The sequence below is a fragment of the Pseudomonas bubulae genome (assembly GCF_037023725.1).
Classification (GTDB): Bacteria; Pseudomonadota; Gammaproteobacteria; order Pseudomonadales; family Pseudomonadaceae; genus Aquipseudomonas; species Aquipseudomonas bubulae.
This window is the reverse complement of sequence record NZ_CP146077.1, coordinates 4563045-4588442: the sequence shown is the minus strand read 5'-3', so window position 1 is coordinate 4588442 and position 25398 is coordinate 4563045. Positions and strand designations below refer to the sequence as shown.

General features: G+C 57.7%; 26 protein-coding genes and 1 tRNA gene. 13 read left to right on the top strand and 14 right to left on the bottom strand.

What is annotated here, in order from left to right; translation table 11 throughout:
- Positions 1-17: 17 nt before the first annotated feature.
- The 3 genes from V6L81_RS21105 to rpoS all read left to right on the top strand — a co-directional run bounded on the left by V6L81_RS21105 (position 18) and on the right by rpoS (position 2801).
- The gene (locus V6L81_RS21105) at positions 18-653 is read left to right on the top strand and encodes a protein-L-isoaspartate(D-aspartate) O-methyltransferase (protein ID WP_169916772.1); all 636 of its coding nucleotides are present in this window, start codon (positions 18-20) and stop codon (positions 651-653) included.
- A 209-nt stretch (positions 654-862) separates the two neighbouring features.
- Positions 863-1690 carry a peptidoglycan DD-metalloendopeptidase family protein gene (locus V6L81_RS21100; RefSeq protein ID WP_095001329.1) on the top strand — a complete coding sequence of 276 codons (828 nt, stop codon included), beginning with the start codon at positions 863-865 and terminating at the stop codon, positions 1688-1690.
- A gap of 106 nt (positions 1691-1796) precedes the next feature.
- Complete coding sequence (rpoS, locus tag V6L81_RS21095) at positions 1797-2801, top strand: RNA polymerase sigma factor RpoS (protein ID WP_095001330.1); 1005 nt, start codon at positions 1797-1799, stop codon at positions 2799-2801.
- A gap of 629 nt (positions 2802-3430) precedes the next feature.
- Here the strand turns inward: rpoS and V6L81_RS21090 are convergent.
- From V6L81_RS21090 to V6L81_RS21080, 3 genes are read right to left on the bottom strand one after another with little or no spacing between them, the layout of a single operon-like run.
- On the bottom strand, positions 3431-4480 hold the full coding sequence (locus tag V6L81_RS21090) for an alkene reductase (RefSeq protein WP_338660312.1): 1050 nt from the start codon (positions 4478-4480) through the stop codon (positions 3431-3433).
- Positions 4481-4500: 20 nt separating this feature from the next.
- Positions 4501-5667 carry an MFS transporter gene (locus V6L81_RS21085; RefSeq protein WP_095001332.1) on the bottom strand — a complete coding sequence of 389 codons (1167 nt, stop codon included), beginning with the start codon at positions 5665-5667 and terminating at the stop codon, positions 4501-4503.
- A gap of 10 nt (positions 5668-5677) precedes the next feature.
- Positions 5678-5980: a helix-turn-helix transcriptional regulator gene (locus V6L81_RS21080; protein WP_095001333.1), complete on the bottom strand. Its 303-nt coding sequence runs from the start codon at positions 5978-5980 to the stop codon at positions 5678-5680.
- 154 nt (positions 5981-6134) lie between these two features.
- Between V6L81_RS21080 and V6L81_RS21075 the strand changes: the two genes are divergently transcribed.
- The 3 genes from V6L81_RS21075 (at position 6135) to V6L81_RS21065 (ending at position 9496) form a co-directional block, all read left to right on the top strand.
- The gene (locus V6L81_RS21075; RefSeq protein ID WP_095020574.1) at positions 6135-6722 is read left to right on the top strand and encodes an ACP phosphodiesterase; all 588 of its coding nucleotides are present in this window, start codon (positions 6135-6137) and stop codon (positions 6720-6722) included.
- A 1446-nt stretch (positions 6723-8168) separates the two neighbouring features.
- The gene (locus V6L81_RS21070) at positions 8169-8438 is read left to right on the top strand and encodes a short-chain dehydrogenase (protein ID WP_338660311.1); all 270 of its coding nucleotides are present in this window, start codon (positions 8169-8171) and stop codon (positions 8436-8438) included.
- A 788-nt stretch (positions 8439-9226) separates the two neighbouring features.
- Positions 9227-9496 carry a short-chain dehydrogenase gene (locus V6L81_RS21065; protein WP_338660310.1) on the top strand — a complete coding sequence of 90 codons (270 nt, stop codon included), beginning with the start codon at positions 9227-9229 and terminating at the stop codon, positions 9494-9496.
- 530 nt (positions 9497-10026) lie between these two features.
- Here V6L81_RS21065 and V6L81_RS21060 read toward each other — a convergent pair.
- Positions 10027-10818, bottom strand: coding sequence for a lysophospholipid acyltransferase family protein (locus V6L81_RS21060; protein ID WP_338660309.1), 792 nt, complete (start codon positions 10816-10818; stop codon positions 10027-10029).
- A complete protein-coding gene (gene olsB, locus V6L81_RS21055) occupies positions 10818-11573 on the bottom strand; it encodes an L-ornithine N(alpha)-acyltransferase (RefSeq protein WP_095001338.1) in 756 nt (251 codons plus the stop codon). Before olsB ends, V6L81_RS21060 begins: the two co-directional genes overlap by 1 nt.
- A gap of 238 nt (positions 11574-11811) precedes the next feature.
- Between olsB and V6L81_RS21050 the strand changes: the two genes are divergently transcribed.
- From V6L81_RS21050 to V6L81_RS21040, 3 genes are all read left to right on the top strand, one after another.
- Positions 11812-12402: a YceI family protein gene (locus tag V6L81_RS21050; RefSeq protein ID WP_095001339.1), complete on the top strand. Its 591-nt coding sequence runs from the start codon at positions 11812-11814 to the stop codon at positions 12400-12402.
- Between the two features lies 1 nt (position 12403).
- A complete protein-coding gene (locus V6L81_RS21045; RefSeq protein ID WP_095001340.1) occupies positions 12404-13561 on the top strand; it encodes a phosphatidylserine/phosphatidylglycerophosphate/cardiolipin synthase family protein in 1158 nt (385 codons plus the stop codon).
- Positions 13562-13663: 102 nt separating this feature from the next.
- Positions 13664-14299, top strand: coding sequence for a LysE family translocator (locus V6L81_RS21040; RefSeq protein ID WP_095001341.1), 636 nt, complete (start codon positions 13664-13666; stop codon positions 14297-14299).
- A 137-nt stretch (positions 14300-14436) separates the two neighbouring features.
- Here the strand turns inward: V6L81_RS21040 and V6L81_RS21035 are convergent.
- The 4 genes from V6L81_RS21035 to V6L81_RS21020 all read right to left on the bottom strand — a co-directional run bounded on the left by V6L81_RS21035 (position 14437) and on the right by V6L81_RS21020 (position 16524).
- Positions 14437-14510: transfer RNA gene (locus V6L81_RS21035), tRNA-Gly, on the bottom strand.
- Positions 14511-14616: 106 nt separating this feature from the next.
- Entirely contained in the window at positions 14617-15471 is an 855-nt protein-coding gene (locus V6L81_RS21030) for an alpha/beta hydrolase (protein WP_338660702.1), read from the bottom strand.
- An 87-nt stretch (positions 15472-15558) separates the two neighbouring features.
- Positions 15559-16269, bottom strand: coding sequence for a pseudouridine synthase (locus V6L81_RS21025; protein ID WP_317757147.1), 711 nt, complete (start codon positions 16267-16269; stop codon positions 15559-15561).
- 33 nt (positions 16270-16302) lie between these two features.
- On the bottom strand, positions 16303-16524 hold the full coding sequence (locus V6L81_RS21020) for a cysteine-rich CWC family protein (protein ID WP_095019719.1): 222 nt from the start codon (positions 16522-16524) through the stop codon (positions 16303-16305).
- Positions 16525-16773: 249 nt separating this feature from the next.
- Here V6L81_RS21020 and V6L81_RS21015 point away from each other — a divergent pair, with 249 nt between their 5' ends.
- Complete coding sequence (locus V6L81_RS21015; protein ID WP_095001345.1) at positions 16774-17211, top strand: DUF3757 domain-containing protein; 438 nt, start codon at positions 16774-16776, stop codon at positions 17209-17211.
- Positions 17212-17513: 302 nt separating this feature from the next.
- On the opposite strand, the gene V6L81_RS21010 is transcribed toward V6L81_RS21015, so the two are convergent.
- Complete coding sequence (locus V6L81_RS21010) at positions 17514-17891, bottom strand: hypothetical protein (RefSeq protein ID WP_133144263.1); 378 nt, start codon at positions 17889-17891, stop codon at positions 17514-17516.
- 130 nt (positions 17892-18021) lie between these two features.
- On the opposite strand from V6L81_RS21010, the gene ung reads away from it, so the two are divergent.
- A complete protein-coding gene (gene ung, locus V6L81_RS21005; protein ID WP_095001347.1) occupies positions 18022-18714 on the top strand; it encodes a uracil-DNA glycosylase in 693 nt (230 codons plus the stop codon).
- A 60-nt stretch (positions 18715-18774) separates the two neighbouring features.
- Here ung and V6L81_RS21000 read toward each other — a convergent pair whose 3' ends face one another.
- The 4 genes from V6L81_RS21000 to V6L81_RS20985 are packed head-to-tail and all read right to left on the bottom strand — an operon-like array spanning position 18775 to position 22820.
- A complete protein-coding gene (locus tag V6L81_RS21000; RefSeq protein ID WP_095031503.1) occupies positions 18775-19818 on the bottom strand; it encodes an AbrB family transcriptional regulator in 1044 nt (347 codons plus the stop codon).
- Positions 19811-21325: a tripartite tricarboxylate transporter permease gene (locus V6L81_RS20995; RefSeq protein WP_095001349.1), complete on the bottom strand. Its 1515-nt coding sequence runs from the start codon at positions 21323-21325 to the stop codon at positions 19811-19813. Before V6L81_RS20995 ends, V6L81_RS21000 begins: the two co-directional genes overlap by 8 nt.
- Before the next feature lies 1 nt (position 21326).
- Complete coding sequence (locus tag V6L81_RS20990; RefSeq protein WP_095019724.1) at positions 21327-21785, bottom strand: tripartite tricarboxylate transporter TctB family protein; 459 nt, start codon at positions 21783-21785, stop codon at positions 21327-21329.
- Between the two features lie 57 nt (positions 21786-21842).
- Entirely contained in the window at positions 21843-22820 is a 978-nt protein-coding gene (locus V6L81_RS20985) for a tripartite tricarboxylate transporter substrate binding protein (RefSeq protein WP_095001351.1), read from the bottom strand.
- A 424-nt stretch (positions 22821-23244) separates the two neighbouring features.
- Here V6L81_RS20985 and V6L81_RS20980 point away from each other — a divergent pair, with 424 nt between their 5' ends.
- Both V6L81_RS20980 and V6L81_RS20975 read left to right on the top strand, forming a co-directional pair.
- A complete protein-coding gene (locus V6L81_RS20980) occupies positions 23245-23916 on the top strand; it encodes a response regulator (RefSeq protein WP_095001352.1) in 672 nt (223 codons plus the stop codon).
- Entirely contained in the window at positions 23909-25303 is a 1395-nt protein-coding gene (locus V6L81_RS20975) for a sensor histidine kinase (protein ID WP_095001353.1), read from the top strand. Before V6L81_RS20980 ends, V6L81_RS20975 begins: the two co-directional genes overlap by 8 nt.
- Positions 25304-25398 lie beyond the last annotated feature (95 nt).

The window sequence follows — 25398 nt, the reverse complement described above, 5'->3', positions numbered from 1 at the left end:
TGCACCGCGGCATTGGCATGACCTCTGAGCGCACCCGTGAGCGGCTGATTCAGCGCCTGCGTGAAGAGGGCATCGTTAACCAGAACGTGCTCGAGGTCATTCGCCGCACGCCACGTCATCTGTTTGTGGATGAAGCCCTGGCGCACAGGGCGTACGAAGATACGGCGCTGCCGATCGGCAATAACCAGACCATCTCCCAGCCTTACATGGTGGCGCGCATGAGCGAGCTGTTGCTTGAGGACGGGCCGCTGGACAAGGTCATGGAGATCGGCACCGGTTCGGGGTACCAGACCGCCGTGCTGTCGCAGCTGGTCGAGCGGATTTTTTCGGTCGAGCGCATCAAGGTGCTGCAGGACCGGGCCAAGGAGCGATTGCTTGAGCTCAACCTGCGCAATGTGGTGTTCCGCTGGGGCGATGGGTGGGAGGGCTGGCCTGCGCTGGCGCCTTACAACGGCATTATCGTCACCGCTGTAGCCACTGATGTGCCGCAGGCACTGCTCGACCAACTGGCCCCTGGCGGGCGCCTGGTGATCCCGGTGGGTGCCGGCGAGATGCAGCAGTTGATGTTGATCGTGCGCGAAGAGCACGGTTTCGCCCGGCGGGTGATCGGTAATGTACGCTTTGTGCCGCTGCTCAACGGGCCGCTGGCCTGAGTCTTTGTACGTATCGGGTGAATTTTGGGGCAGGGTACGGGTCATAAAGCCCATCACCCGGGCTCTGCCCGGTATGTGTGTATGTTTTATACGCTGTGTTTATCAATCGGCTTTACAGTCTGTAAAAGCCCTATAGCCAGTTATACTTGCTGCAAACCATGGCCAGTACTGGCGTTTTACTATTTAGCCATCTTCAAAGGGAGCGGCGGGTGAGTCTCACAGTCATTGCGCAGCGTAAGAGCAGCAAAAGCTTTCAGAGACTGGTGGTTGGTCTATTTCTGAGTACCACACTGGCTTTGTTGGCAGCGTGCTCCAGCACCCCCAAAAATGGCGTGAATGTCGTTGACCGTAACGGCGTGGCCCAGCGCCCGGCCGTGACCACCGGGCAATACGCGGTGCGTCGCGGCGACACTTTGTTCTCGATTGCCTTTCGTTATGGGTGGGACTGGAAGGCCCTGGCTGCACGCAACAATATTGCCGCCCCGTTCACCATCGTCCCGGGCCAGGTCATCCGCTTTGACGGGCGCTCAGGCACCCAGCCTGCAGGCGGCTCGACCACCACCGTTGTGTCATCCTCTTCGGGCAGCAAAACCACGGTTATCAAGCGTTCCGCCACGGCTGCAAGTGCCCCCGCAGCGGTTGCCCCGATGCCGGCAGGCCCTGCTCCCAAGGGGTGGGGATGGCCCTCAAATGGCATTTTGATCGGAAAATTCTCTTCAAACGGTAGTTTGAATAAAGGTATTGATATCGCCGGCGATTTGGGACAGCCTGTTTTAGCTGCGTCTGATGGTTCGGTTGTATACGCTGGCAGTGGATTGAGGGGCTACGGCGAACTGATCATCATCAAACACAGTGATACCTACGTCAGTGCCTACGGTCACAACCGCAGGCTTTTGGTTCGGGAGGGGCAGCAGGTCAAGGTCGGACAGACAATTGCCGAAATGGGGTCAACTGGTACAGACCGGGTGAAACTTCACTTTGAGATTCGCCGCCAAGGTAAACCTGTAGATCCATTGCAATTCCTTCCTCGCCGTTGATCGGTTACCAGCCTGTTCCTGATGTGGATAAGGAACAGGCTCCAGCGTTGCCAGGGATTAAGGCGAGGCTTGAGCTTGAGGTCGAACTCAACAAAGGACTATTGCAATGGCTCTCAACAAAGAAGCGCCGGGGTTTGACATCGACGATGAGGTGCTCCTTATGGACTCCAGCATCGATAGCGACTTGATGTCAGAAGAAGACGATTCGCCCCCTACAGCTAGAACCAAGTCCAAAAAAGCAGCTGCTACAAAACAGCACAAGTACATTGACTACACGCGGGCCCTTGATGCGACCCAGTTGTACCTCAATGAAATCGGCTTTTCCCCGTTACTCTCTCCGGCAGAAGAAGTCCATTTTGCGCGTTTGTCGCAAAGCGGCGACCCGGCCGGGCGCAAGCGAATGATAGAAAGCAACCTGCGGCTGGTGGTGAAAATTGCCCGACGTTACGTCAACCGTGGTTTGTCATTGCTTGACCTGATCGAAGAAGGCAACCTGGGCCTGATCCGGGCTGTCGAGAAATTCGATCCCGAACGAGGGTTTCGCTTCTCGACCTACGCCACCTGGTGGATCCGCCAAACGATTGAACGGGCGATCATGAACCAGACCCGCACCATCCGTTTGCCGATCCACGTTGTAAAAGAGCTGAACGTCTACCTGCGAGCCGCGCGCGAACTCACGCAAAAGCTCGATCACGAACCCTCTCCTGAAGAAATCGCCAATCTGCTCGAAAAACCGGTCGCCGAGGTCAAGCGCATGCTTGGGCTTAATGAACGCGTGTCTTCGGTAGACGTGTCTTTGGGGCCGGACTCTGACAAAACCCTGCTTGATACCCTGACGGATGACAGGCCCACAGACCCTTGTGAGCTGCTTCAGGACGATGACTTGTCGCAAAGTATCGATCAGTGGTTGTCCGAGCTCACAGACAAGCAGCGTGAAGTGGTGATTCGCCGTTTCGGGCTGCGTGGCCATGAGAGCAGCACTCTTGAGGATGTAGGGCTGGAAATTGGCCTGACCCGTGAGCGTGTGCGCCAGATCCAGGTTGAAGGGCTCAAGCGCTTGCGAGAAATTCTTGAACGCAACGGCCTGTCGAGCGAGTCGCTGTTCCAGTAATCCGCGAACGGCTGACAAAAAACCCCGAACTAATCGGGGTTTTTTGTGGGTGTTTGTTTTGAGTGATGCCCGGTAGTGCGAATTTGACAACAATATGGACCTTGTTGTTATACAAACTTGAACTAATTGTTTATTTAATCGGCTTTGAAATGGAATGTCACGGACGAGATAGGTTATTGCCTGTGGCTTGCTGTAAGCCTTTACTTACTTTTTACGTAAGCCAAGGGCTTGGCAATAAAGGGCAAACGCCTTTGTGTAACAGTGCTTAACTCATAAGTCATTGAAATATAACGTATTTATATTTTTAGTTGGGCAGTTTGTGTAATAAATACTCATAACATCCGCGCTTGCAGCAATCCTATAAAACTCTAGTATTTGAACTGTATCGACGGATCGATACGGCGCTCAAGGAAGAACGCAGACGGACATCGCGGGAAGCGATTCATCAGGATGATGAGAAGGAACAAAAGGGACTAGGGAAAAAATGTGGGCGGGTCAAACCGCCCCTTTTTTTTGCCCGCAAAAAAGGTCCGGGCGGTGATGTTTAAACGGTTATAGCAAAACGCCCAAGGCCATTGGTCTCGGGCGTTTTGCGTGGTGCAGTCACCTGGCCGTGCCAGGCTCAGTACTCAGAGTACTGGATAGTCGATATAGCCCACTGCGCCATTGACGTAGAAGGTTTCCGGGTGCGCCTCATTGAGCGGCGCATCGGCCTTCAAGCGTGCGGGCAGATCAGGGTTGGCGATAAACGGCACGCCGAATGCGACGGCATCGGCCTTGCCTGCTGCCAGCCAGGCATTGGCACTGTCTTTGGTGAAGCTCTCATTGACGATGTACGGGCCACCGAAGGCTTGCTTGAGTTGCGGGCCCAGGCTGTCGGCAGCTTCATGCTCGCGCGCACAGATGTAGGCAATACCGCGTTTGCCCAGTTCGCGGGCGACATAACCAAAGGTTTCGGCCAGGTTTTCATCGCCCATGTCGTGCAGGTCGGCCCGTGGCGACAAATGCACGCCAACCCGGCCGGCACCCCAGACTTCAATGGCGGCGTCGGTAACTTCCAGCAACAGGCGCGCACGGTTCTCTATGCCGCCGCCGTACTGGTCGGTACGTTTGTTGGTGCTGCTTTGCAGGAACTGGTCGAGCAGGTAGCCATTTGCACCATGGATCTCGACGCCATCAAAACCGGCAGCCTTGGCGTTTTCTGCGCCTGTGCGGTAGGCCTCGACAATATCGGCGATCTCGGCAGTTTCCAGCGCGCGAGGCGTCGGGAAATCAACCTTCGGGCGCACCAGGCTAACATGGCCCTTGGCCGCAATGGCGCTGGGTGCAACCGGCGTTTCACCGTTCAGGTACATCGGATGCGAGATGCGGCCTACATGCCACAACTGCAGCGCAATCCGGCCACCGGCGGCGTGTACGGCCCGGGTGATGTTGGTCCAGCCGCGTACCTGGTCGTCGGCCCAGATGCCCGGAGTGTCAGGGTAGCCGACGCCCATAGGCGTGACCGATGTGGCCTCGCTCAGGATCAGGCCGGCAGAGGCGCGTTGAACGTAGTATTCAGCCATCAGGGCATTAGGTACCCGACCTTCGCTGGCGCGGCAGCGGGTCAGCGGAGCCATGATGATGCGGTTGGGCAGTTCGAGGTCGCCCAACTTGATCGGATCGAAAATCGTCGTCATTTATGCAGCCCTCTCAAGGATCAGTTAGTAGCAGTAGCCAGTTCGGAATTGCCGCCCTGGCGGAAAGTGATCAGCGTCACCAGCAGTGCCAGTATTGCCAGTGCGGCAGCGGCCAGTGGAACGCTGGTGAGGCCGAAGCCGTGGGCGATGACACTGCCGCCAACCCAGGCGCCGAGTGCATTGCCGACGTTGAATGCGCCGATATTCAGGGTTGAAACCAGGTTCGGGGCAGCCTTGCCGAAGGTCACGACATTGATTTGCAGCGCCGGTACGGCAGCGAATGAAGCCGCAGCCCACAAAAACAGGGTGATTTCAGTCGGGATCACCGCGACGCTGGTCCAGGTCAGTACGGTGGACATCACCGCCATCGCGATAAACACACCGATCAGCGTTGCGGCCAGGCGTTTGTCCGCCAGCTTGCCACCGATGATATTGCCCACCGTCAGGCCAAGGCCGATCAGCAGCAGAGTCCAGGTCACGCCGCTTGGCGAAACGCCGGTGACATCACCGAGCAGGGGCGCGACATAAGTGAACAGGGTGAACATCGACGCGGAAAACAGCGCAGTCATGCTCAGCGACAGCCAGATGCCTGCGCCTTTGAGCGCGGCCAGTTCGGCACGCATGTCGAGTTTTTCCTCGTCACGCTTGGCTGGCAGAAAGCGGATCAGGCCGATCAATGCCACGACACCGATCACGGTGACGGCAAAAAACGTCGAGCGCCATCCAGCTGCCTGGCCCAGAGCAGTGCCCAGGGGAACGCCGAGCACGTTGGCCAGGGTCAGGCCGGTAAACATCAGGGCCACGGCAGACGCGCGCTTGTTGGCAGGTACCAGGCCTGCGGCCACGACCGAACCAATACCGAAGAACGCGCCGTGGCACAGGGCAGTGACAACACGGGCAAACATCAGCACGTTGTAATCACTGGCCAGGGCACAGAGCAGGTTGCCGATGATGAATATCACCATCAACGCTACCAGGGCGGCCTTGCGCGGCAACCTGGCCGTGGCCAGCGCCATAAACGGCGCACCGATGGCCACGCCCAGCGCGTAGCCGGTTACCAGCCAGCCGGCACCGGGAATGGATACACCAAGGTCGGTTGCGACATCAGGCAGCAAGCCCATGATCACAAACTCGGTGGTCCCGATGGCGAAAGCGCTGAGCGCCAGAATGAGTAGCGAGAGGGGCATGGAAGTCCTTTTAAAGCTCTTGGCTGATTTTTTCGAGGAAGACCTTGATGGTTTCCTCATTACGTTTGAAAAAGTGCCACTGACCGTGTTTTTGGCTGGTAATCAGGCCCGCTCGCTGCAGCGTTGCGAGATGGGCAGAAACCGTGGACTGCGAAAGGCCGCAGAGCTGATCAAACTGCCCGGCACACACACCATGTTCGGTGGAGTGGACCTGGTCAGGGAACGAGGCATCAGGGTTTTTCAGAGCGTTGAGAATTTCTCGGCGTACTGGGTGTGCCAGGGCTTTTATTATTTCGTCGAGGTCGATCGTCATGGTTGCAGTGCTCATTGGGTACAACGTTATATCGCGATGAGGCGAACTTTAAATCGTTATATCGCGATATACAAATATGATTTCGATCTTAGATCAGCTCAAATCGATATATCGGGTTATAACGATATTGGTGTGGCAGTGCTAAACTGCGCCCATGAATTATCTCGCACATCTGCACCTTGGCGGTCAGCGCCCGGAAGAAATGCTGGGCAGTCTTTATGGCGATTTTGTCAAAGGGCGGCTGCATGGCCAATACAGCGCGGACATTGAACACGGTATAGCGCTGCACCGCAGCATTGATGTCTTTACTGACAACCACCCCCTGGTTGATCAGTCGTTGTCGCGATTTGCCCATACTCGCCGGCGGTATGCGGGCATTGTGCTGGACGTGTTTTTTGACCATTGCCTGGCGCGGGACTGGGGGCAGTATGCTGAAGGGCCGCTGGAGCGTTTTACCTCGGATTTTTACCGGGTGCTGGTGGCCGAACAACAGCTGCCACGGCGGCTTGCCACGATTGCGCCGCACATGGCGGCCCATGACTGGTTGGGTTCGTATCGGGATTTTGCCGTGCTGGAGCAGGTGTTCAATGGTATAGCCCGGCGCTTGTCGCGCCCCGAGGAACTGGCCGGGGCGATGCAGGACTTGAAGGCGTTGTATGAACCTCTGAGCGAGGATTTTCGGGCGTTTTATCCGCAGTTGCAGGTATTTGCGGCGGGTTGTTACCGGAAGGGATGTCCGTAGCCGCTGACGAGGGGCGAAGTCGTCGCAAAATCAGGCAATGGGTTGTGTCAGTTACACCAGGTTCTCAGGGTTTACGGCTGTTTGATCTTGTTTGACTGGTGTGTTGAGTACATATCCGGCATTCGTGTCTAACCGAGATATTGGTTTCGCTCTTACAGCGAGTCACTTTTTCCAGACGCCGAAAAAGTAACCAAAAAGGCTTGCCCCGGCGTACGGCCTTCGCTGCGCTCAGGTTCCCTCGCTCCGGTCCTGCTCCGTGGGCCCGCCGCCACGGGCCATCCATGGCCCATCGCGGCTCTCCCGGCATCCATGCCGGTCGACCCACTCCCCATAACCTCCTCTCGGCCTCCCGAAGGGGCGGGCAGATCAAGTGCACAACGCCCCGAGGCGGCCGACCGGCCGGCCTGTTCCGTTCGCGTGTACTGCGCAATCTCTGTAGATACTCTGTTGCAGGTCAAGCCCTATTTGTGGGAGCGAGCCTGCTCGCGAACGACCTTCGCGAGCAGGCTCGCTCCCACAGTTGCAGTGTTCCTGTAGCAGCTGCCGAGGAACGAAGGCTGCGTTCGGCGTGATGCGGCACTCCGACGAAGTCGTCGCAAAATCAGGCAATGGGTTGTGTCAGTTACACCAGGTTTTCAGGGTTTACGGCTGTTTGATCTTGTTTGTTTCACTGGAACGTTGAGTACATATCCGGCATTCGTGTCTAACCGAGATATTGGTTTCGCTCTTACAGCGAGTCACTTTTTCCAGACGCCGAAAAAGTAACCAAAAAGGCTTGCCCCGGCGTACGGCCTTCGCTGCGCTCAGGTTCCCTCGCTCCGGCTCTGCTCCGTGGGCCCGCCGCCACGGGCCATCCTTGGCCCATCGCGGCTCTCCCGGCATCCATGCCGGTCGACCCACTCCTCAGAACCTCCTCTCGGCCTCCCGAAGGGGCGGGCAGATCAAAAGCACTGCGTCCCGAGGCGGCCGACCGGCCGGCCTGTTCGGTTCGCGTGTACTGCGCAATCTCTGTAGATACTCTGTTGCAGGTCAAGCCCTATTTGTGGGAGCGAGCCTGCTCGCGAACGACCTTCGCGAGCAGGCTCGCTCCCACAGTTGCAGTGTTCCTCGGCAGCGGCTACAGAAACTACAAGCTCACGTTTTTTCGGGATTTTTCTCACAGGTTTGCCAATTGCTGGGGCGAGGGGACGACGCTTATAGTCGGTGTTCGCCGATAAGGCGGCCGGGTTTGGCGACCTGCTTAACATTTAGTTAGCATGCGATTGTTCTATATGGCAGAGCGTGTATTTTGCTCGCGTTGCTCTATGGCAGCTGTGCGTGGGAGATCTTCGGGTCTGCCGGGTTTTCCTAAATGTTACCGGTTCGCCAACCCGCGTACAGCAGCCACCTGCTTTTGTTTGGCGACGAAAACGGTCGGCTCAAATTCGACATTTAGGAGTTTGATTAATGACCGACTCATCGTTTGTCCCGCTTACCGCCATCGATTGCACCATCCCTGCTTTATTGATCGACCGCAACGCGCCCCTCGACGTACTTCATGCCAACGCCGCCGCTCGCGTACTGGCCGTCACCCAACTGATGGAATCGTTTTCCAGTCGGGAAGTGCAAGAGGCTGATTCCGTTGATCTCAAACATCTGGCTATTGTTTCGGCGCAATTGCTGCGTGACGGGTGCGATCTGATGGATGTACTCGGCTGGCGGTTGCGGCCTGTTTGATCTTGTTTGTTTAACTGGAGCGTTGAGTACATATCCGGCATTCGTGTCTAACCGAGATATTGGTTTCGCTCTTACAGCGAGTCACTTTTTCCAGACGCCGAAAAAGTAACCAAAAAGGCTTGCCCCGGCGTACGGCCTTCGCTGCGCTCAGGTTCCCTCGCTCCGGTCCTGCTCCGTGGGCCCGCCGCCACGGGCCATCCATGGCCCATCGCGGCTCTCCCGGCATCCATGCCGGTCGACCCACTCCTCAGAACCTCCTCTCGGCCTCCCGAAGGGGCGGGCAGATCAAAAGCACTGCGCACCGAGGCGGCCGACCGGCCGGCCTGTTTGGTTCGCGTGTACTGCGCAATCTCTGTAGATACTCTGTTGCAGGTCAAGCCCTAATGTGGGAGCGAGCCTGCTCGCGAACGACCTTCGCGAGCAGGCTCGCTCCCACAGTTGCAGTGTTCCTCGGCAGCGACTACAGAAACTACAAGCTCACGTTTTTTCGGGATTTTTCTCACAGGTTTGCCAATTGCTGGGGCGAGGGGACGACGCTTATAGTCGGTGTTCGCCGATAAGGCGGCCGGGTTTGGCGACTTGGAACATTTTCAGAAATATGTGCAATTGCTATATAAGACAGAGCGTGTATTTATACGCGCTGTGCTTTATGGCAGCTGTGCGTGGGAGATCTTCGGGTCTGCCGGGTTCTGGGAATGACCGGTTCGCCAACCCGCGTACAGCGGCCACTTGTTTTTGTTTGGCGACGAAAACGGCTGGCTAAAACATATAGCATCTGAGGTTTATCCATGACTCATTCCCAGTTCATCCCTCTTACTGCCATCGATTGCACCATCCCTGCTTTATTGATCGACCGCAACGCGCCCCTCGACGTACTTCATGCCAACGCCGCCGCTCGCGTACTGGCCGTCACCCAACTGATGGAATCGTTTTCCAGTCGGGAAGTGCAAGAGGCTGACTCTGTAGATCTTAGGCATATGGCTACTGTTTCGGCGCAATTGCTGCGTGATGGTTGTGACCTGCTTGATGTGTTGGGCTGGCGGTTGAGGCCTGCTTGATAGCGTTTTTATAACTGATGCATTGAGTACATAACCGATATTCGCGTTAAAAATCGCAGCCTTGTTCCTTCGGCAGTGACGACAGGGGATTGCGCAGTAAATGTGAACCAAACAGGCCGGCCGGTCGGCCGCCTCGGCGTAGTGCTTTTGATCTGCCTGCCCTCCCGGGAGGCCGAGAGGAGGTTCTGAGGAGTGGGTCGACCGGCATGGATGCCGGGAGAGCCGCGATGGGCCATGGATGGCCCGTGGCGGCGGGCCCACGGAGCAGAGCCGGAGCGAGGGAACCTGAGCGCAGCGAAGGCCGTACGATGGGGCGAGGACTTTTTGGTTCCTTTTTGGTCCTTCAAAAAGGGACTCGCCGTAAGGGCGAAACCAATATTTCAGTTAGACGCACATGCCGGATATGTACGCGGTGGGCCAGTTAATGTGCAACGTACCTTTACTGTTGCAACGCGACTTTATCGTCGCACCGTGTCGCCTGCATCGCGAGCAAGCCCGCTCCCACAACATCCCCTTACATGGCTCCCGGCTCAAATCATCGCCCCCACTCTCTCCGGCAGCGGATCTGTTTGCGTCACCGGTGCTGACACCACCCGCCGGATCGCTTCCTGCGCTCTGAACGCCAGCACGGCCCGCTCTTGTGCCTGGCTGGCAATGGGCTCCAGCAGATGAATCTCAACGTCGCTCTGCTCATGGCTAAACAGTCGCAGCAGATGTGAGAGCAAATCGTCATTGCCAATAAACGGCGCTATCGCATCGACCTCGCCATTGCGCAAATAGCGGATGGCTACAGGTTGCAGTGGTACCCGGCTGTCAATGGCCGCCGACAGCAACCGCCCATGAAAGGTACGCACCGAGCACCCATCCGTGGTGGTGCCTTCGGGAAACATCAGCAGGGGTAGCGGCTGTTGCAGGTGACGGGTCATTTGCTCACGAATCACCTGGATGTCTCCCGCACCACGGCGGATAAACAAACTGCCTGCCTTGGCCGCCAACCACCCGGCCACCGGCCAGCCACGCACCTCGGCTTTGGACAGAAATGACAGCGGGGTCAGTTGCCCCAGCAATGCAATATCGGTCCAGGACACGTGATTGCTCACCCACAGCATCGGCGTTGCCGGGATTTCCCCGACCACGGTGACGCGAAAGGGCAGGGCGCTGCTCAGGCGTGTCATAAAAAACTGCGACCAGCGCTGGCGGCGATCCATTGTGCTGTTCAGGCCCAGGCGCTCCAGCAGCCCGAACATTCCCGCCATGCCCAGCCCCAGACTGACCACCCCGAGCACCCGTGCCACCCGGGCATACCGGCGCAAGCGGCGCATCACACGGCCGCCTTGAAGTGACGCGCATAGCGCGGGCACAGTTCATCACGCTTGAGCAGGATGAAGACGTCGGCCACCTGAAAGTCTTCATCCCAGCAGGGCTCGCCGCAAATCCTCGCGCCCAGGCGCATATAGGCCTTGAGCAGCGGCGGCATTTCCGTGATGACGTTGCTGGGCACTTCCTGCGCCGGCAGCGGATTTTTCGGCTCGGCGCGTAGATGCTCCGTACACAAGTAACGCTCGCGCAGACGCTGCATGATCGCCCGGGCCTGAATGCCACCATCCTGCATCGGGATGCTGGCGCAGCCCATCAGGTAGCGATAATTGCCCTGGTTAAGGACTTCGGCCAGTTCACCCCACAGCACGGCGATGGTGCCACCATTGCGGTAGGCCGGGTCGACGCAGGTGCGCCCGATTTCAAGCAGCGGCCCCTGCAGGTTGGCCAACCCGTGAAGGTTGAACTCTTCTTCGCTGTAAAAATGGCCGATACGTTGTGCCGCGCTGTGATCCAGCAGGCGGGTGGTGGCAACCAACTGGCCGCTATTGAGATCGCGTACCCCGATATGTTCGCAATAAGCGTCATAGCCGTCCTCGTCCAGCCCGTGTTCGGCGCTTTTGAGTTTGGCCTTCAACTCGTCGCTGAACACACGAAAACGCAGGGTCTGAGCCTCGCGCAATGCCGCGGGGCCGAGCAAGCGCTCAGCCTGCAAGCGACGTTCTGGAGCGGTGTCGCGGATACGGGCGATCTGGGACATTGCGAATCTCCGTGCAGGCACTGTGCCCGCTCTGGGTATCTGCCAATCGACTGAGGTGTGCAACTTCAGGCTAAGCAGGTGCAATGTCACCACTGTGACGTTTGGATGATGCTTGTGTGACAGGGGGGGCGGGAGGAACTGTCGGTAGCGCCTGGCGTCTCAAGAGGGTGAAAAAAGTCCTGCCAAAACCGCTCGCCGGGTTTAATGTTCACCCACGTTTATTGGTTGATGAGTTTTTATGCTTAAAGCGCTGTTATCTTCTGCCTGTGCCTTGTTGCTGACCCTGGGTGTGAGCCTGTCTGCCCAGGCCAACTGGTACCTGGACGGTGAGTCGTCACGGCTGTCATTTATTACCACGCAAAATGCCAATATCGCCGATGTGCACCGCTTTCTGGTCCTGCATGGCAAGGTTGACCGCAAAGGCCTGGCGCAATTGCGTATCGAGATGGACTCGGTCAACAGCTCAGTGCCACTGCGTGATGAGCGCATGCGTGACGTGTTGTTTGATTTCAAGCACTTCCCGGAAGCGCAGATCAGCGCGCAGATCGACCTGCAACCGATCAATGACCTGGCCTCCGGTGCGCAACTGGAATTGCGCTTGCCGGTAACGGTCAGCTTGCGCGGCAAACAGCACACCTATCAGGCCGAGCTATTGGCCACCCGTCTGGATGAACGACGCTTTCAGGTCGTGACCCTGGAGCCGCTGATGCTGCAAGCCGAAGATTTTGGCCTGCAACCGGAGCTTGAAACCTTGCGCAAACTGGCCGGGCTTTCGGCCATCAGCTTTTCAGTACCGGTGAATGCGGTGCTGATTTTCACGGCCCGTTAAGATGGCCGGCGCAGTGTTTGGCTGGCGCAGTGACAATAGTTTTGAGTTGCTGATCGACGGGCCGCAGTTTTTCCCGCGCATGCTGGCCGTCATTGAACAGGCTCAGGAGCAGATCGATCTGGAGTTGTATCTGGTTGAGGCCGGTGACTGTGCCGAAACCATCGTCCAAGCCCTGGAACAGGCGGCCTGGCGCGAGGTGCGGGTGCGTTGCCTGTTTGACGCCTACGGAAGTCTGGGATTGGGCCCGGCGTTGCGCCGCAGGCTGATCGAAGCCGGGGTTGAGCTGCGGCATTACAACCCGCTGAGCTGGCGCCGTGGCCTCAACAATCTGTATCGCGATCATCGCAAGCTGTTGTTGGTGGATCAGCAATTGGCTGTGGTGGGTGGCACCGGCGTCACAGATGAGTTCTGGCGCCCCACTGAAAACAGCTGCGACTGGCATGAGGTGATGGTGCAGATGCAAGGTCCGCTGGTGCTGGACTGGCAGATGCTGTTTGATCGCCAGTGGCGGGCCAATATCAGCCGCAAGGCCTGGAAACCGGCGACCCACTTCGGCCTGGCGCGCTTGCCCGGTGTGCCCGACGAGGCTGAGGGTATGGGGCGCGTGGCCTACGCCGATGCCCATCAACATCGCGATATCCTGCAATCGCTGGTGCGCGCGATCAACAGCGCCAAGCAGCGTATCTGGCTGGCCACGCCTTACTTTCTGCCGACCTGGAGCGTGCGCCGTTCGCTGCGCCGTGCGGCGGCGCGGGGTGTCGATGTGCGGCTGCTGCTCACCGGGCCGCGCACCGACCACCCTTCGGTGCGCTACGCCGGGCACCGTTATTACCCGCGGCTGCTCAAGTCCGGAGTGCAGATACTGGAATATCAGCCCTGTTTTCTGCATTTGAAAATGGTCCTGATCGACGATTGGGTCAGCGTTGGCTCATGCAATTTCGACCACTGGAACCTGCGTTTCAACCTTGAAGCCAACCTTGAGGCGCTGGATCCGGCGCTTACCCAGGCGGTGGCGGCCAGCTTTATCGCCGACTTCGCCCAAAGTCAGCCCGTCAGCCTGCAAGACTGGCAATCACGCCCCCTCTGGCGACGGGTGAAGCAGCGCATCTGGGGCTGGGTTGACCGGCTGGTGGTGAATATTTTGGGGCGGCGCCACTGAATTTCGCCCTGCACGCGGTTACTTAAGCGTTGATAACGTGCAAAATCGAGCCACTTCACGGCAGCGGACGAACGTGAGGCATGATTATCTGGAGCGTTTTGCATGACACCTTCGTTGTTATTGGCCGTTCTGGCCTCAGGCTTTATCTATGGGATCACGCCGGGCCCGGGCGTGCTGGCTGTTTTCGGCATTGGCGCTGCCCGTGGGCGACGTGCCGGCGCCGGTTTTCTGTGCGGGCATTTGCTCGGCGATGTGATCTGGTGCAGCACGGCGTTGATTGCCATCGTCGGCGCACGTGAATTTGGCAGCACTGCCTTCAACGTGCTGGGCTTGATCAGCGGCTTGTACCTTTTCTGGCTGGGCCTGCGTGCCGTTCGCGCCCAGGGCAGCAGCAGTGCTCAACAAGGCCCGGCGCGACAGCCGTTTGCCCACGGGATTTTCTTCGGATTGACCAACCCCAAAGCGTATCCGGTGGCAGTGGCGACGTTCACTGCGCTGTTGTCCAGCCGCGCAGAGTTACTGACCTGGGCCATGTTGCCCTGGTTGATTGCGTTGAGCTTTGTGGGTGGGGCGCTGGCCTACATGATTCTGGTGGGTGTTGTTGGCGCCGGCCATGTCAGGGCGCTCTATCAGCGCCATGAGTTACTGATTACCCGGCTGTGCGGGGTGATGTTTATCGGTTTTGCCATCAGTGCGCTGATGCATGCGCTGCCCGGGTTGTTGCAAGCGATCGTTTGAAATAACGGGCAGGGGGGATGCAGTGCGGACAATGTCATCGGGGATGAAAAAGGGTGGGGTAGGGCTTGGATGGCAATGCAGTTGCAGGATTTTGCTGTGTAGCGAAGCTTTCAAGTGGATTGAAAGCCAGGAAGAAGTGGAGCGGGTGGCGGGAATCGAACCCGCGTGATCAGCTTGGGAAGCTGGAGTAATACCATTATACGACACCCGCTCAGAGCGGCTGACTTTGTACCAGAAGATGGCAGCGATGAGAAGTTTTATTCTTGAAATGTGTTGTTTTAGCAGCTTTTTCGTTCTGCTGATTGCCTCGGGCACCCTCACAACGACAGTGAGGGTGGGTGAGGTCGGGTTGGCTTTAAAAACTCGAGCAGGGCGTTTTTACTGCTGTGGCTGGCGCTCCTGTTTTCCATATCGAGAAAATGCCCGGTGTTTTCCAGGCTGATGAACCGGCTGTTGGCAATCGGCTGGGCAAAGTGCCGGGCGTCGCTGGCCACGGTGTATTCGTCCCATTGGCCATTGATAAACAGCACCGGTATATCGATACCCTGCGTGGCACTGAGAAAGCCTTGCTGATCGTTGTTCAGGACCTGGTCTATATGAAAGTGCATTTGCGCGTATTCATGCTCGGCCAGGCTGCTGACGTGCCTGAAGTTGAAACGCTTGAACAATGGCGGCAAATGCTTGCCCAGTGTGTCGTTGACCAGGTTGCCCACCTGAGTGCGGTTGCAAGCTGCCAGGCAATGACGGCCACGCTCCAGGTAATCGCGCATGGCGTCGTTGATCAGCGGCGAAAACGAACTGATCACGGCCTTTTCGATGCGTCGCGGCACACACGCCAGGGCGGTAAGTGCCGCTGTCCCGCCCCATGAAAATGACAGCAGGTAGTTCGCGTCAAAATGCTCTATCAGCTCCAGCAAAATTTGAGCTTCTATTTCCCTCGTCAGCATCTTCTGATGAGGGTTATGAGGTCTGGAGTTGCCCGCGTAGGGCTGGTCATAGAGAACAACGTTTAAATGCGGGTGGAGGTTTTTCAGGGTCTGGCCAAAGGACGCAGTGGTGGCCATCGAACCATTCACCAGGATGATGGTGTTTAGCGCCGTATCGCAACAATAAAGCTCGGTGTGGATACGGTATTGGCCTTGAATGTCGAGCACGGCAATTTCGGGCTTCATCATGGCGTCAGACTCCAGTGAATCGAGCGTCGGTCTGACTGATGGTGCTCTGTGATTGTTACAGAAAGGGGTGGGCCGCGTTGCCGGCTAACTTGCTGGAGTGGGTTGGAATTGCACAACTTCCTGCTCGCTCAGCGCCCGGTACTCGCCGGGGGCCAGCAGGCTGTCGAGCACCAAGGGGCCGATGCTTTCGCGGTGCAGGCGCACGACCTTGTTGTTGAAGAAGCCAAACATGCGTTTGACCTGATGATAACGGCCCTCAACGATGCTCAGGCGGGCACTGCAAGGGCCAAGCAGTTCAAGCCCGGCGGGCTGCGTGGTCAGGTCTTCAAAAGCGAAATAGACGCCCTCACGAAATTTGCTGATATACGCGTCGGTAATTTCCTGCTCGGTCTCGACGTAATACACCTTGGGCATCTTGGTCTCGGGCTGAGTGACATGACGCGACCATTGGCCGTCATTGGTAATCAGCATCAACCCGCTGGTGTTGAAGTCCAGCCGACCTGCGATATGCAGGTCGTGTTTGTCCGGCTCATCCAGCAAGTCGATCACCGTAGGATGTTCCGCATCCTGGGTGGCGCTTACACAACCGGGTGGCTTGTGCAGCATGAAGTAACGCGCCGGTTTGCCTGCCTGCAAGATTTGCCCGTCGAACTCAACCTGGCTGAATGCCCGAATTTCGTGACGTGGATCGCAGATAACCTGCCCATCAACCTGGATACGCTTCTCTATCAGGAGCAAGCGTACTTGCTGGCGGTTGAACTGGGGGCGGTTGCTCAGAAAACGGTCTAAACGCATAGCGATCAATCACAAGGAATTCATGCGCGTATCTTACGTGAGGCTCTGCGCCCTTGCAGGCGGCAATTGACTTGCAACGTTCGCGCAACGTGGGCACAGGCAGGCGAGGTCACGTAGCTCAAGTGGTAATGCCTGTATGACCTTGGGATCAATATTGACGGTATGGCACCAGCAGGATTGAGCCGCGATATCCGGGCTGGCCATGGAGCAGTCGTTTCGAGCGCCGCATGCTGGGCACAGGTCAGGGGTGGTCATTTCAGCATGTCCATGGAATTTGTTGATGGCTTGATAATAATCCTTACAAGGGTAGGAAAACGATCGTTATTTATAATCAGTGTGGAGGTTGGCTCTTTTTGATTAGGTGCTGAGGATAAAGAAGATCGCACGTATCCTCAGGAAATTCCCTACATAATAACCTGTTGTTAAATAATAATGTCCGTTTAGGATTGGGGGGCGACAAGTTGCTTGTCGTGAACAATTTTCAGTATTTGATTGGGGGCGTATATGAAATACGTGTACTTGTTGTGTGCGATGTTGTTTTATTCTTCGGTTTCTTTAGCCAGTGTGGTTGAAAGTTGTCCGCGTGCTGAAACCGTGACGCTCAGAAATGGTATCTATACGGCGCCAGCCAATGCTTCCGCAGCTGAATGGATCGCTGTGGCAAGCGCCCCGACAGCGTCACCGTTGAAAACATTCGAAGCCGCTGTTTTTTATCCTGCCAATAACGAGGCAGGGTCTACGGGGCGGATCGGGTACTGCGAGTACAGGGCGGCGGACAGGTCACTTCTGAACTTGCATTATAATAATCCGGATGCTTCCGGTGACGCTATGACTCTGGTGGAGGCTAGAAACTGGAAGATGTATACCAGCGGGTTTGGGCTGGCTTTTTATGAATGCAACTCATCTGACACCAATGGGTGTTCGTTTTCGGTACGGAATTGATTTGCGTGTCCGGTAATGCCTTATCCAGCTGATGCGGCCAGGCAGGGAGTCTGGCTGACTACTCTGCATGGCTGTGGGGTGTAAATTCGAGAGTGTTTGGTTGGTTTCTTAGATATTGAATGAAGTGTGCGCGGTTTTTTATATCTTTCGATGGGGCGGGAGCACTGTCTTTGGTTTGAGAGGTTTGTATGTATATTCGAGTTATGGCTGTTGTTTTAATAAGTGCATCCCTGTCTGCCTGTATAAATTATCCTGTGTATCCCAGGCACCATCAGCGAGCCGACGTGCGTTCCGCCCCACTGTTAAATCAGGGCGTAAATAGCCCTGTGGTCAGGCAAAAAGTTAAGGCGCCGCTTATTCGGCGCGAAAAGCTGAATCAGCAAAGGATCAATAGCCCTGTGCTTGTGCGAGAGGTTCAGGCGCCGCTTATTCAGCGCGAACAGCTGAATAAGCAAGGGGTCAATAGTCCTGTGCTTGTGCGAGAGGTTCAGGCGCCGCTTATTCAGCGCGAACAGCTGAATCAGCAAGGGATCAATAGTCCTGTGCTTGTGCGAGAGGTTCAGGCGCCGCTTATTCAGCGCGAACAGCTGAATCAGCAAGGGATTAATAGCCCTGTGCTTGTGCAAGAGGTTCAGGCACCCCTCATTCAGTATTAAAGGTTCAGCAAGATCAGCGTTCACGGTCGAACCGGCAATGACCCGGGCACAAGCACCTGACCCGCTTGCATGGCGCCGGACGCGACGGATGGGGATGTTGACAACAGGGACGGGGTTTTCTAGTGTCCGCCCCATTGTTTCTCAGGACTTACCCATGACCCCGGATGACCGTATAAAACTTGAACCTGTCTGGAAACAGGCATTACGTGAGGAGTTCGATAAACCTTACATGGCCGAGCTGCGCGAGTTCCTGCGCCAGGAACATGCGGCCGGAAAAGAGATTTACCCACCGGGTCCGCTTATTTTCAATGCCCTTAACCTGACGCCGCTGGACAAGATCAAGGTGGTCATTCTTGGTCAGGACCCTTATCACGGCCCCGGTCAGGCCCATGGTTTGTGTTTTTCAGTACAGCCCGGTATCCCGACACCGCCGTCGCTGGTCAATATCTATAAAGAGCTCAAGCGTGACCTGAATATTGATATCGCCCCTCACGGCTGCTTGCAACATTGGGCAGAGCAGGGCGTTTTGCTGCTCAATACCACGATGACGGTGGAGCGCGCCAATGCCGCCTCCCATGCCAAGAAGGGCTGGGAGCATTTTACTGACCGGATTATCCAGGTGGTCAGCGAGCAGCAACCCAAGCTGGTGTTCCTGCTGTGGGGCGCCCATGCCCAGAGCAAGCAAAAACTGATCGATGCGACCAAACACCTGGTGCTGACGTCGGTGCATCCATCGCCGCTATCGGCGTATCGGGGCTTTATAGGCAACGGCCACTTCAGCCGAACCAACAAGTTCCTTGAGCAAAACGGCCTGGCTGCGATCGACTGGAAACTGCCACCGGTTTAAGTCATGACTCAGCGGTACAAGGCACACTCAGCGCAATAGCCGGTGTGCCAGCACTTGTTGTCAGGAAGGGTTGGCTTCATCCTGGCGAGCCCAATAGCGGAACAGGGGTTCAGCCAAAAACAGCACGAAGATCAGGCGCATCACCTGCAACGCGGTAACCAAGGGCACTGACAGTTGCAATGTTTCTGCGGTGAGGCTCATTTCTGCAATGCCGCCCGGCATCATCCCCAGGGTCATGGAGCGTAGATCGAGTTGGGTGAGGGCGCTCAAGCCCAGTGCACACAGGCTGGCTATCAACATGGTCAGGGCTGTGCCCAGCAGGGTTTTGCCGATAAAAGACGGCGCCCGCCGAAAGAATGCCCGATTGAAATGACAGCCCAGCCCGCTGCCAATCAGCCACTGCCCCATCTGACTGCTGCCGTCTGGCAGGCCTATATGCAAATCCCATGAAATACTCACGCTGGCACTGACCAGCAGCGGCCCGAACAGCCACGGGTTTGGCTGGCGCAGGCGTTGCCAGATCCAGGCCAGCAAGGCACCTGCCGGAAACAGCACCGCGAGCCAGTAAGGGTTAATGGCAGCAGGATGCATGGCGGGTGTGCCTTCGCCCAACAAATACTTGAAGGCTGCCGGAACGCACAGCACAACGGTCAGTACGCGCAGGCTCTGCCCAGCAGCGACGCGGCTCAATACGGCGCCATTGCGTGCGCCGAGGTTGACCATCTCCCCCGAACCGCCGGGCATGCTGGAGAAGAACGCAGTGGCGCGATCCTCACCGCTGCGGCGCATCAGCCATACACCGATCACACTCGACACACTGGTGAGCAGGGCGCCCGCCAGGATCAGCCAGAAATGCGCCAGCACCTGCTCCATCACCACAGGTGTGAAATGCAGGCCGATACCGATGCCCACAATCCACTGCCCGCATTTACGCCCGCCGGGAATCTCGGCCAGTTGCCAGGGTGTCAGGCAACGCACCAGGATGATCGCCAGCAGAGAGCCGACCATCCACGGTAACGGCCAGCCGATCTGGCTGGCGAGGTAGCCGCCAGCCAGGCCGATCAGCGGCGTGCCCCACCAGTGCTTGAGTCCTGAATCAGGCATTGGCCAGAGCGCGACGTTGGGCGCTGCGTTTGCGCCAGATACGTATGACAGGCAGCAACAACATGATTGTCGTCAGTACCCAGACACCCAGGGTGATCGGGCTCGCCCACAGGATATCCAGCGCACCGTTGGATATCGACAGTGCGCGACGCAGGTTCTGCTCCATCAGCCCGCCCAGAATGAACCCCAGCAGTACCGGAGACAGCGGGAAGTCGAGCTTGCGCAGGATATAGCCGAAGATGCCGATACCGATCATCAGGAACAGATCGAAGGTGGTCGCGTGCACGGCGTATACACCAATGGCCGTGATGATGGCGATTGCGGGCACCAGCGCCCAGTTAGGCACCGACAGAATCCGGGTGAAGATACGGATCATCGGGATGTTGAGGATCACCAGCATGACGTTGGCGATAAACAATGACGCGATCAGACCCCAGACGATATCCGGCTGCTGCTGAAACAACAGCGGGCCGGGGGTGATGTTGTACAGCGAGAGGGCGCCGATCATCACTGCCGTGGTGCCCGAACCCGGCACGCCCAGGGTCAGCATGGGTACCAGCGCCCCACAAGCGGAAGCACCGATTGCGGTTTCGGGGGCCGCCAGACCGCGCATGTCACCCTCGCCGAATTTTCCGGAAGTACCCGCCAGGCGTTTTTCCGTCATATAGGACACAGCGCTGGCCAGTGTGGCACCTGCACCCGGCAGAACGCCCATGATAAAACCGAGCAACCCGCAACGGATATTCACCGCGAATACCGCAGACGCTTCCTTGAAATTGAACATCATGCGTCCGGTGGCCTTAACCGCTTCCTGGCCGCGATGGGTTTTTTCCAGCAGCAACAGGATTTCGCTGATGGAGAACAAACCCAGTACCAGCACGACAAATTGAATGCCGTCAGTCAGGTGGATGTTGTCGCCGGTGAAGCGGTATACGCCACTGTTGGCATCAATCCCCACGCAGGCCAGAAACAGGCCGATAAGCGCAGCGATAAAGGTTTTGAGCGGACGGTCCCCGGCCATGCCGCCGAGGCAGACAATGGCAAACACCATCAGCACGAAATACTCCGCCGGGCCGAAGGCTATCGCCCACTTGGCCAGTAGCGGAGCAAACAGCACCATGCCGCAGGTGGCGATAAAGGCGCCAATAAATGAGCTCCAGGCCGACAGCGACAACGCCACGCCAGCCAGGCCTTTACGCGCCATCGGGTAGCCGTCGAGGGTGGTCATCACGGTCGAAGCTTCGCCAGGGATGTTCAGCAGGATCGAGCTGATACGCCCGCCGTATTCACAGCCCAGATACACCGCCGCCAGCAGGATCAGCGCCGATTCCGGTGGCAGGCCCAAGGCAAATGCGATGGGGATCAGCAGGGCGACCCCGTTGATTGGGCCAAGCCCCGGCAGCAGGCCGACCACGGTGCCGATCAAGGTGCCGCACAGGGCTGTGACCAGATTGTACGGGCTGAGCGCGACGCCGAAGCCCTGGCCCAAATAGCCGAAAGTATCCATATCAGTCCTCCAGAACGTCGAGCAGGCCAAGCGGCAGCGGAACGTCCATGGCTTTATCAAAGAGTAAATAAAGGCCAACGCTCACCAAGCTGATGATCACGCTGCTGGGCAGCCAGCGACCGCCATACAGACGCGCCAGCGGGATGCCGACCAGGATGCTGCTGAGGATAAAACCGAGAGGTTCGAAGGTGCCGGCGAAGATCAGCAACAGCACGATACACAGGCCGATCTTGGTCAGGGTTTCACGATCCAGTTTGGGGTCATCTTCGCTGTGCACCACGGGGGAGGGGCGAAAGATCATGTAGGTCAGCCCCAGTCCCATTAATGCCAGCATCAGCAAAGGGAAAGCGCGAGGACCAACGGGTTCGTAGGAAAAGGCTGCCTGATAAGGCCAGGCCATCGCCGCCAAACCGGCGCAGACAAGCAGCAGGGCCGAAGCAAATACGCGTTGTGCAAGCATGGTTTACTCCTGGGCTGTGCCCCTGGGTGCAGGGGCACAGCCAGTGGTCGGCGGCGGTTACTGGATCAGGCCGAATTCCTGGGCCAGGACTTTGTAGTCAGCCACCTGCTTTTTCACATAGGTGTCCAGCTCCGGGCCGGTCATGGCGAAGGGGAACAGTTCGCGCTGATCACGCAATGTGGCGAAATCTTCGGAGGCCAGCAGCTTGTCAAAAGCCTCTTTCCACCAGGCGTACTCTGCATCGCTGACTTTTGGCCCCAGGTAGAAGCCGCGTACGACAGGCCAGACAATGTCGTAGCCCTGTTCCTTGGCCGTCGGGATGTCCTTCATCTCCGGCTCATCGAGGCGCTCGTTGGCGAATACGGCGAGCAGGCGCATATCACCGCTCTGGATATGGGGCATGGAGTCGGAAATATCTGTACTGCCTACCTGAATATGGCCACCCAGCAGCGCGGTAGCGATTTCACCGCCACCCTCCAGGGCCACATAACGCAGGTCACGGGGGTTGATCCCGGCGGCCTTGGCGATCAGGGCGGTCTGCATCCAGTCCTGGCTGCCCACGGTGCCGCCTGAGCCAATGACCACTTTGCTCGGGTCTTTTTTCAGGGCCTGAACCAGATCATCGAGATTTTTGTAGGGCGAGTCCTTCTTCACCGCAATGGCCCCGTAGCTGGTGCCGACCGCTGCCAGCCAGCGTACGGCGCTTTCATCGAAGCGGCCGAACTTGCCCTGGGCCAGGTTAAGCAATGAGCCACTGGACCAGGCTACCAGGGTGCCAGCATCGGCCGGGCGCTGGGCGACCACGGCGTTGTAGGCAACAGCCCCCACGCCACCCGGCATGTAGGTCACACGCATGGGTTTGCTCAGCAGCTTCTCGTTGACCAGTGCGCTTTGCGCCAGTTTGCAGGTCAGGTCAAAGCCACCGCCAGGGGACGCCGGGGCAATGCATTCGGGGCGTTTGGGTTCAGCCAGCAGTTGGCCAGTGAAGAGCATGCAGCCGGCCGCAATAGCCAGAGTGCGCAGGGGCAGTTTCATAGTGTCTCCTCAGGAATTTTTGTTTTTATAGAGCAGTTTTTGATTGTGCAAATTCATCGCTGCAGAGCCGATCCTCGGCCGTAATGAGGGCAGTGTGCAGGCAGCACAAAGCGGCTCGCAGGCGCAGAGGCGCATGGGGCTAGTACGGGAAAAATATAGAGATGGCGGGCTTTTGGCTGATAAGTCAGCATGCAGGTGCTCCATTATTGTTCTTATTGGCGAAAACGCTTCGAGGCGTTTTTCGGGCCGTTATGCAGCGCATGACGGCGACAGGCATTACTGTCAGCCTCGCGATGCTAACCGGCCAACCTTTCGCTAACCTTTCAAAACAGATTCACTGTTTTTGCGCTTCACAGCACTCCTGCCGTCTGTACACTCCGCGCACAAAAGGCTGCGGCCAGGACAAAAAATCGAGGTAAAACCGATGCGTGTGCTTTTGGTCGAGGATCAGCTACAGCTGGCCGAGAGTGTTGCCCAAGCCCTGAAAGGCACAGGCCTGACCGTGGATGTATTGCATGATGGCGTAGCCGCCGACCTGGCCTTGAGCAGTGAAGAGTATGCCGTGGCAATTCTGGATGTAGGCTTGCCGCGCATGGATGGTTTTGAAGTGCTGGCGCGTTTGCGAGGCCGTGGCAAAACCTTGCCGGTGTTGATGTTGACTGCGCGCAGTGACGTCAAGGACCGGGTTCACGGGCTTAACCTGGGGGCCGATGATTACCTGGCCAAGCCATTTGAGCTGACGGAGCTGGAAGCCCGGGTCAAGGCGCTGCTGCGGCGCAGTGTGCTGGGTGGTGAGCGGCTGCAGCAATGCGGCGCCCTGGTGTACGACCTCGGAACCCGGCGCTTCACCCTTGGTGATGAGCTGCTGGTGCTGACCTCCCGCGAGCAGGCGGTACTGGAAGCGCTGATAGCGCGCCCTGGCAGGGTCATGAGCAAGGAGCAACTGGCCGCTCAGGTGTTTGGTCTGGATGAGGAGGCAAGCCCGGACGCCATCGAGATTTACATTCACCGACTGCGTAAAAAACTCGACGGCCAGGCAGTGGCGATCGTGACGTTCAGGGGCCTGGGGTATTTGCTGGAAGGCCGCGATGTTTAAGCTCGACAGCTTGCGCTGGAGCCTGTTGTGGCACCTTACGCTGTTGCTGGTTGTGTTGATGCTGGCGAGCAGCTTGAGCGCTTACTTCAACGGTCGCGAGGCCGCCGATACGGCGTATGACCGAACCCTGCTGGCATCGGCACGAACCATTGCCGCCGGGCTCTCGCAGCGTGATGGCAGCCTGAGTGCGGATGTGCCCTACGTTGCCCTTGATACCTTTGCCTACGACAGCGCCGGGCGAATCTACTACCAGGTCAATGATATTCATCAGAAGCTGATTTCCGGTTATGAAAATCTGCCCGCGCCGCCAGCTGGCACGCCGCGGACCGATGATTATCCGGCGTTGGCGCGTTTTTATGATGGCACTTATCTCGGCCAGAACGTGCGCGTTGTGAGTTTGCTCAAGGCTGTGAGCGAACCCAGCATGAACGGCATGGCGGAAATTCGTGTGGCCGAGACCGACGAAGCACGGGTGGCCATGGCCCGTAGCTTGATGGCGGACACCTTGCTGCGCCTGGGCATGCTGGGGTTGGGGGCATTACTGGTGGTGTGGTTTGCCGTAAGCGCCGCACTGCGCCCGCTGGAGCGTTTGCGCAGCGCCGTGGAGGAGCGCGAGATGGATGATCTGCGACCCTTGCCGCTGGTGTCGGTGCAGCGAGAACTACGGCCATTGGTGCAGGCACTCAATCATTTTACCGAGCGTTTGCGTGGGCAGTTCGCTCGTCAGGCGCAGTTTATTGCTGACGCTGCCCATGAGTTGCGCACACCTCTGGCAGTCCTCAAGGCCCAGCTTGAATTGGGCTTGCGTGCAAAGGAACCGCAGACCTTGCGCCATACCCTTGAGCAAGCGGCCCAGGGTACGGACCGGTTGACCCATTTGGCCAATCAGTTGCTGTCGCTGGCGCGCATCGAAAACGGCGCCCGGGCTATTGCCGAAGGCGGTGCGCAGTTGCTCGACCTGAGTCAGTTGGCCCGTGAGCTGGGCATGGCCATGGCGCCACTGGCCCATGCCCGCGGGTTTGCCCTGGCGCTTGAGGCCGACCAGCCGGTCTGGCTATACGGTGAGCCTACGTTGCTGCATGAACTGCTGAGCAATCTGGTGGACAACGCCATGGCTCACACACCGGTGGGTGGCAATGTGATTTTGCGCGTGACAGCGCCTGCCGTGCTGGAAGTCGAAGATGATGGTCCGGGCATTCCCCATGAAGATCGCGAACGGGTATTTGAACGCTTCTATCGACGTAATCAGCAGGTGGCCGGGTCGGGGCTGGGGCTGGCGATTGTGGGTGAAATCTGTCGCGCCCACCTTGCCCATATCAGTTTGCATGATGGCGTGCAGGGCGGGTTGAAAGTGCGGGTGAGTTTTGTGCCGGCCAATGGGCGCTAGCCCTGTGACATGGATGGATAAATACCCTGGCCAGTCGACCCGGCGTCAAATCCCCTGTGGGAGCGGGCTTGCCCGCGATTGAATCGATTCGGTGT

Coding starts and splice junctions, on each gene's coding strand:
- rpoS (WP_095001330.1), top strand. CDS start 1,797: ATGGCTCTCAACAAAGAAGCGCCGGGGTTTGACATCGACGATGAGGTG.
- V6L81_RS21000 (WP_095031503.1), bottom strand. CDS start 19,818: ATGCCTGATTCAGGACTCAAGCACTGGTGGGGCACGCCGCTGATCGGC.
- V6L81_RS20975 (WP_095001353.1), top strand. CDS start 23,909: ATGTTTAAGCTCGACAGCTTGCGCTGGAGCCTGTTGTGGCACCTTACG.
- V6L81_RS20980 (WP_095001352.1), top strand. CDS start 23,245: ATGCGTGTGCTTTTGGTCGAGGATCAGCTACAGCTGGCCGAGAGTGTT.
- V6L81_RS21065 (WP_338660310.1), top strand. CDS start 9,227: ATGACTCATTCCCAGTTCATCCCTCTTACTGCCATCGATTGCACCATC.
- V6L81_RS21080 (WP_095001333.1), bottom strand. CDS start 5,980: ATGACGATCGACCTCGACGAAATAATAAAAGCCCTGGCACACCCAGTA.
- V6L81_RS20995 (WP_095001349.1), bottom strand. CDS start 21,325: ATGGATACTTTCGGCTATTTGGGCCAGGGCTTCGGCGTCGCGCTCAGC.
- V6L81_RS21090 (WP_338660312.1), bottom strand. CDS start 4,480: ATGACGACGATTTTCGATCCGATCAAGTTGGGCGACCTCGAACTGCCC.
- V6L81_RS21030 (WP_338660702.1), bottom strand. CDS start 15,471: ATGAAGCCCGAAATTGCCGTGCTCGACATTCAAGGCCAATACCGTATC.
- V6L81_RS21015 (WP_095001345.1), top strand. CDS start 16,774: ATGAAATACGTGTACTTGTTGTGTGCGATGTTGTTTTATTCTTCGGTT.
- V6L81_RS21020 (WP_095019719.1), bottom strand. CDS start 16,524: ATGACCACCCCTGACCTGTGCCCAGCATGCGGCGCTCGAAACGACTGC.
- V6L81_RS21045 (WP_095001340.1), top strand. CDS start 12,404: ATGGCCGGCGCAGTGTTTGGCTGGCGCAGTGACAATAGTTTTGAGTTG.
- V6L81_RS21040 (WP_095001341.1), top strand. CDS start 13,664: ATGACACCTTCGTTGTTATTGGCCGTTCTGGCCTCAGGCTTTATCTAT.
- V6L81_RS21105 (WP_169916772.1), top strand. CDS start 18: ATGACCTCTGAGCGCACCCGTGAGCGGCTGATTCAGCGCCTGCGTGAA.
- V6L81_RS21060 (WP_338660309.1), bottom strand. CDS start 10,818: ATGCGCCGCTTGCGCCGGTATGCCCGGGTGGCACGGGTGCTCGGGGTG.
- ung (WP_095001347.1), top strand. CDS start 18,022: ATGACCCCGGATGACCGTATAAAACTTGAACCTGTCTGGAAACAGGCA.
- V6L81_RS21050 (WP_095001339.1), top strand. CDS start 11,812: ATGCTTAAAGCGCTGTTATCTTCTGCCTGTGCCTTGTTGCTGACCCTG.
- V6L81_RS21075 (WP_095020574.1), top strand. CDS start 6,135: ATGAATTATCTCGCACATCTGCACCTTGGCGGTCAGCGCCCGGAAGAA.
- V6L81_RS21085 (WP_095001332.1), bottom strand. CDS start 5,667: ATGCCCCTCTCGCTACTCATTCTGGCGCTCAGCGCTTTCGCCATCGGG.
- V6L81_RS21025 (WP_317757147.1), bottom strand. CDS start 16,269: ATGCGTTTAGACCGTTTTCTGAGCAACCGCCCCCAGTTCAACCGCCAG.
- olsB (WP_095001338.1), bottom strand. CDS start 11,573: ATGTCCCAGATCGCCCGTATCCGCGACACCGCTCCAGAACGTCGCTTG.
- V6L81_RS21070 (WP_338660311.1), top strand. CDS start 8,169: ATGACCGACTCATCGTTTGTCCCGCTTACCGCCATCGATTGCACCATC.
- V6L81_RS20990 (WP_095019724.1), bottom strand. CDS start 21,785: ATGCTTGCACAACGCGTATTTGCTTCGGCCCTGCTGCTTGTCTGCGCC.
- V6L81_RS20985 (WP_095001351.1), bottom strand. CDS start 22,820: ATGAAACTGCCCCTGCGCACTCTGGCTATTGCGGCCGGCTGCATGCTC.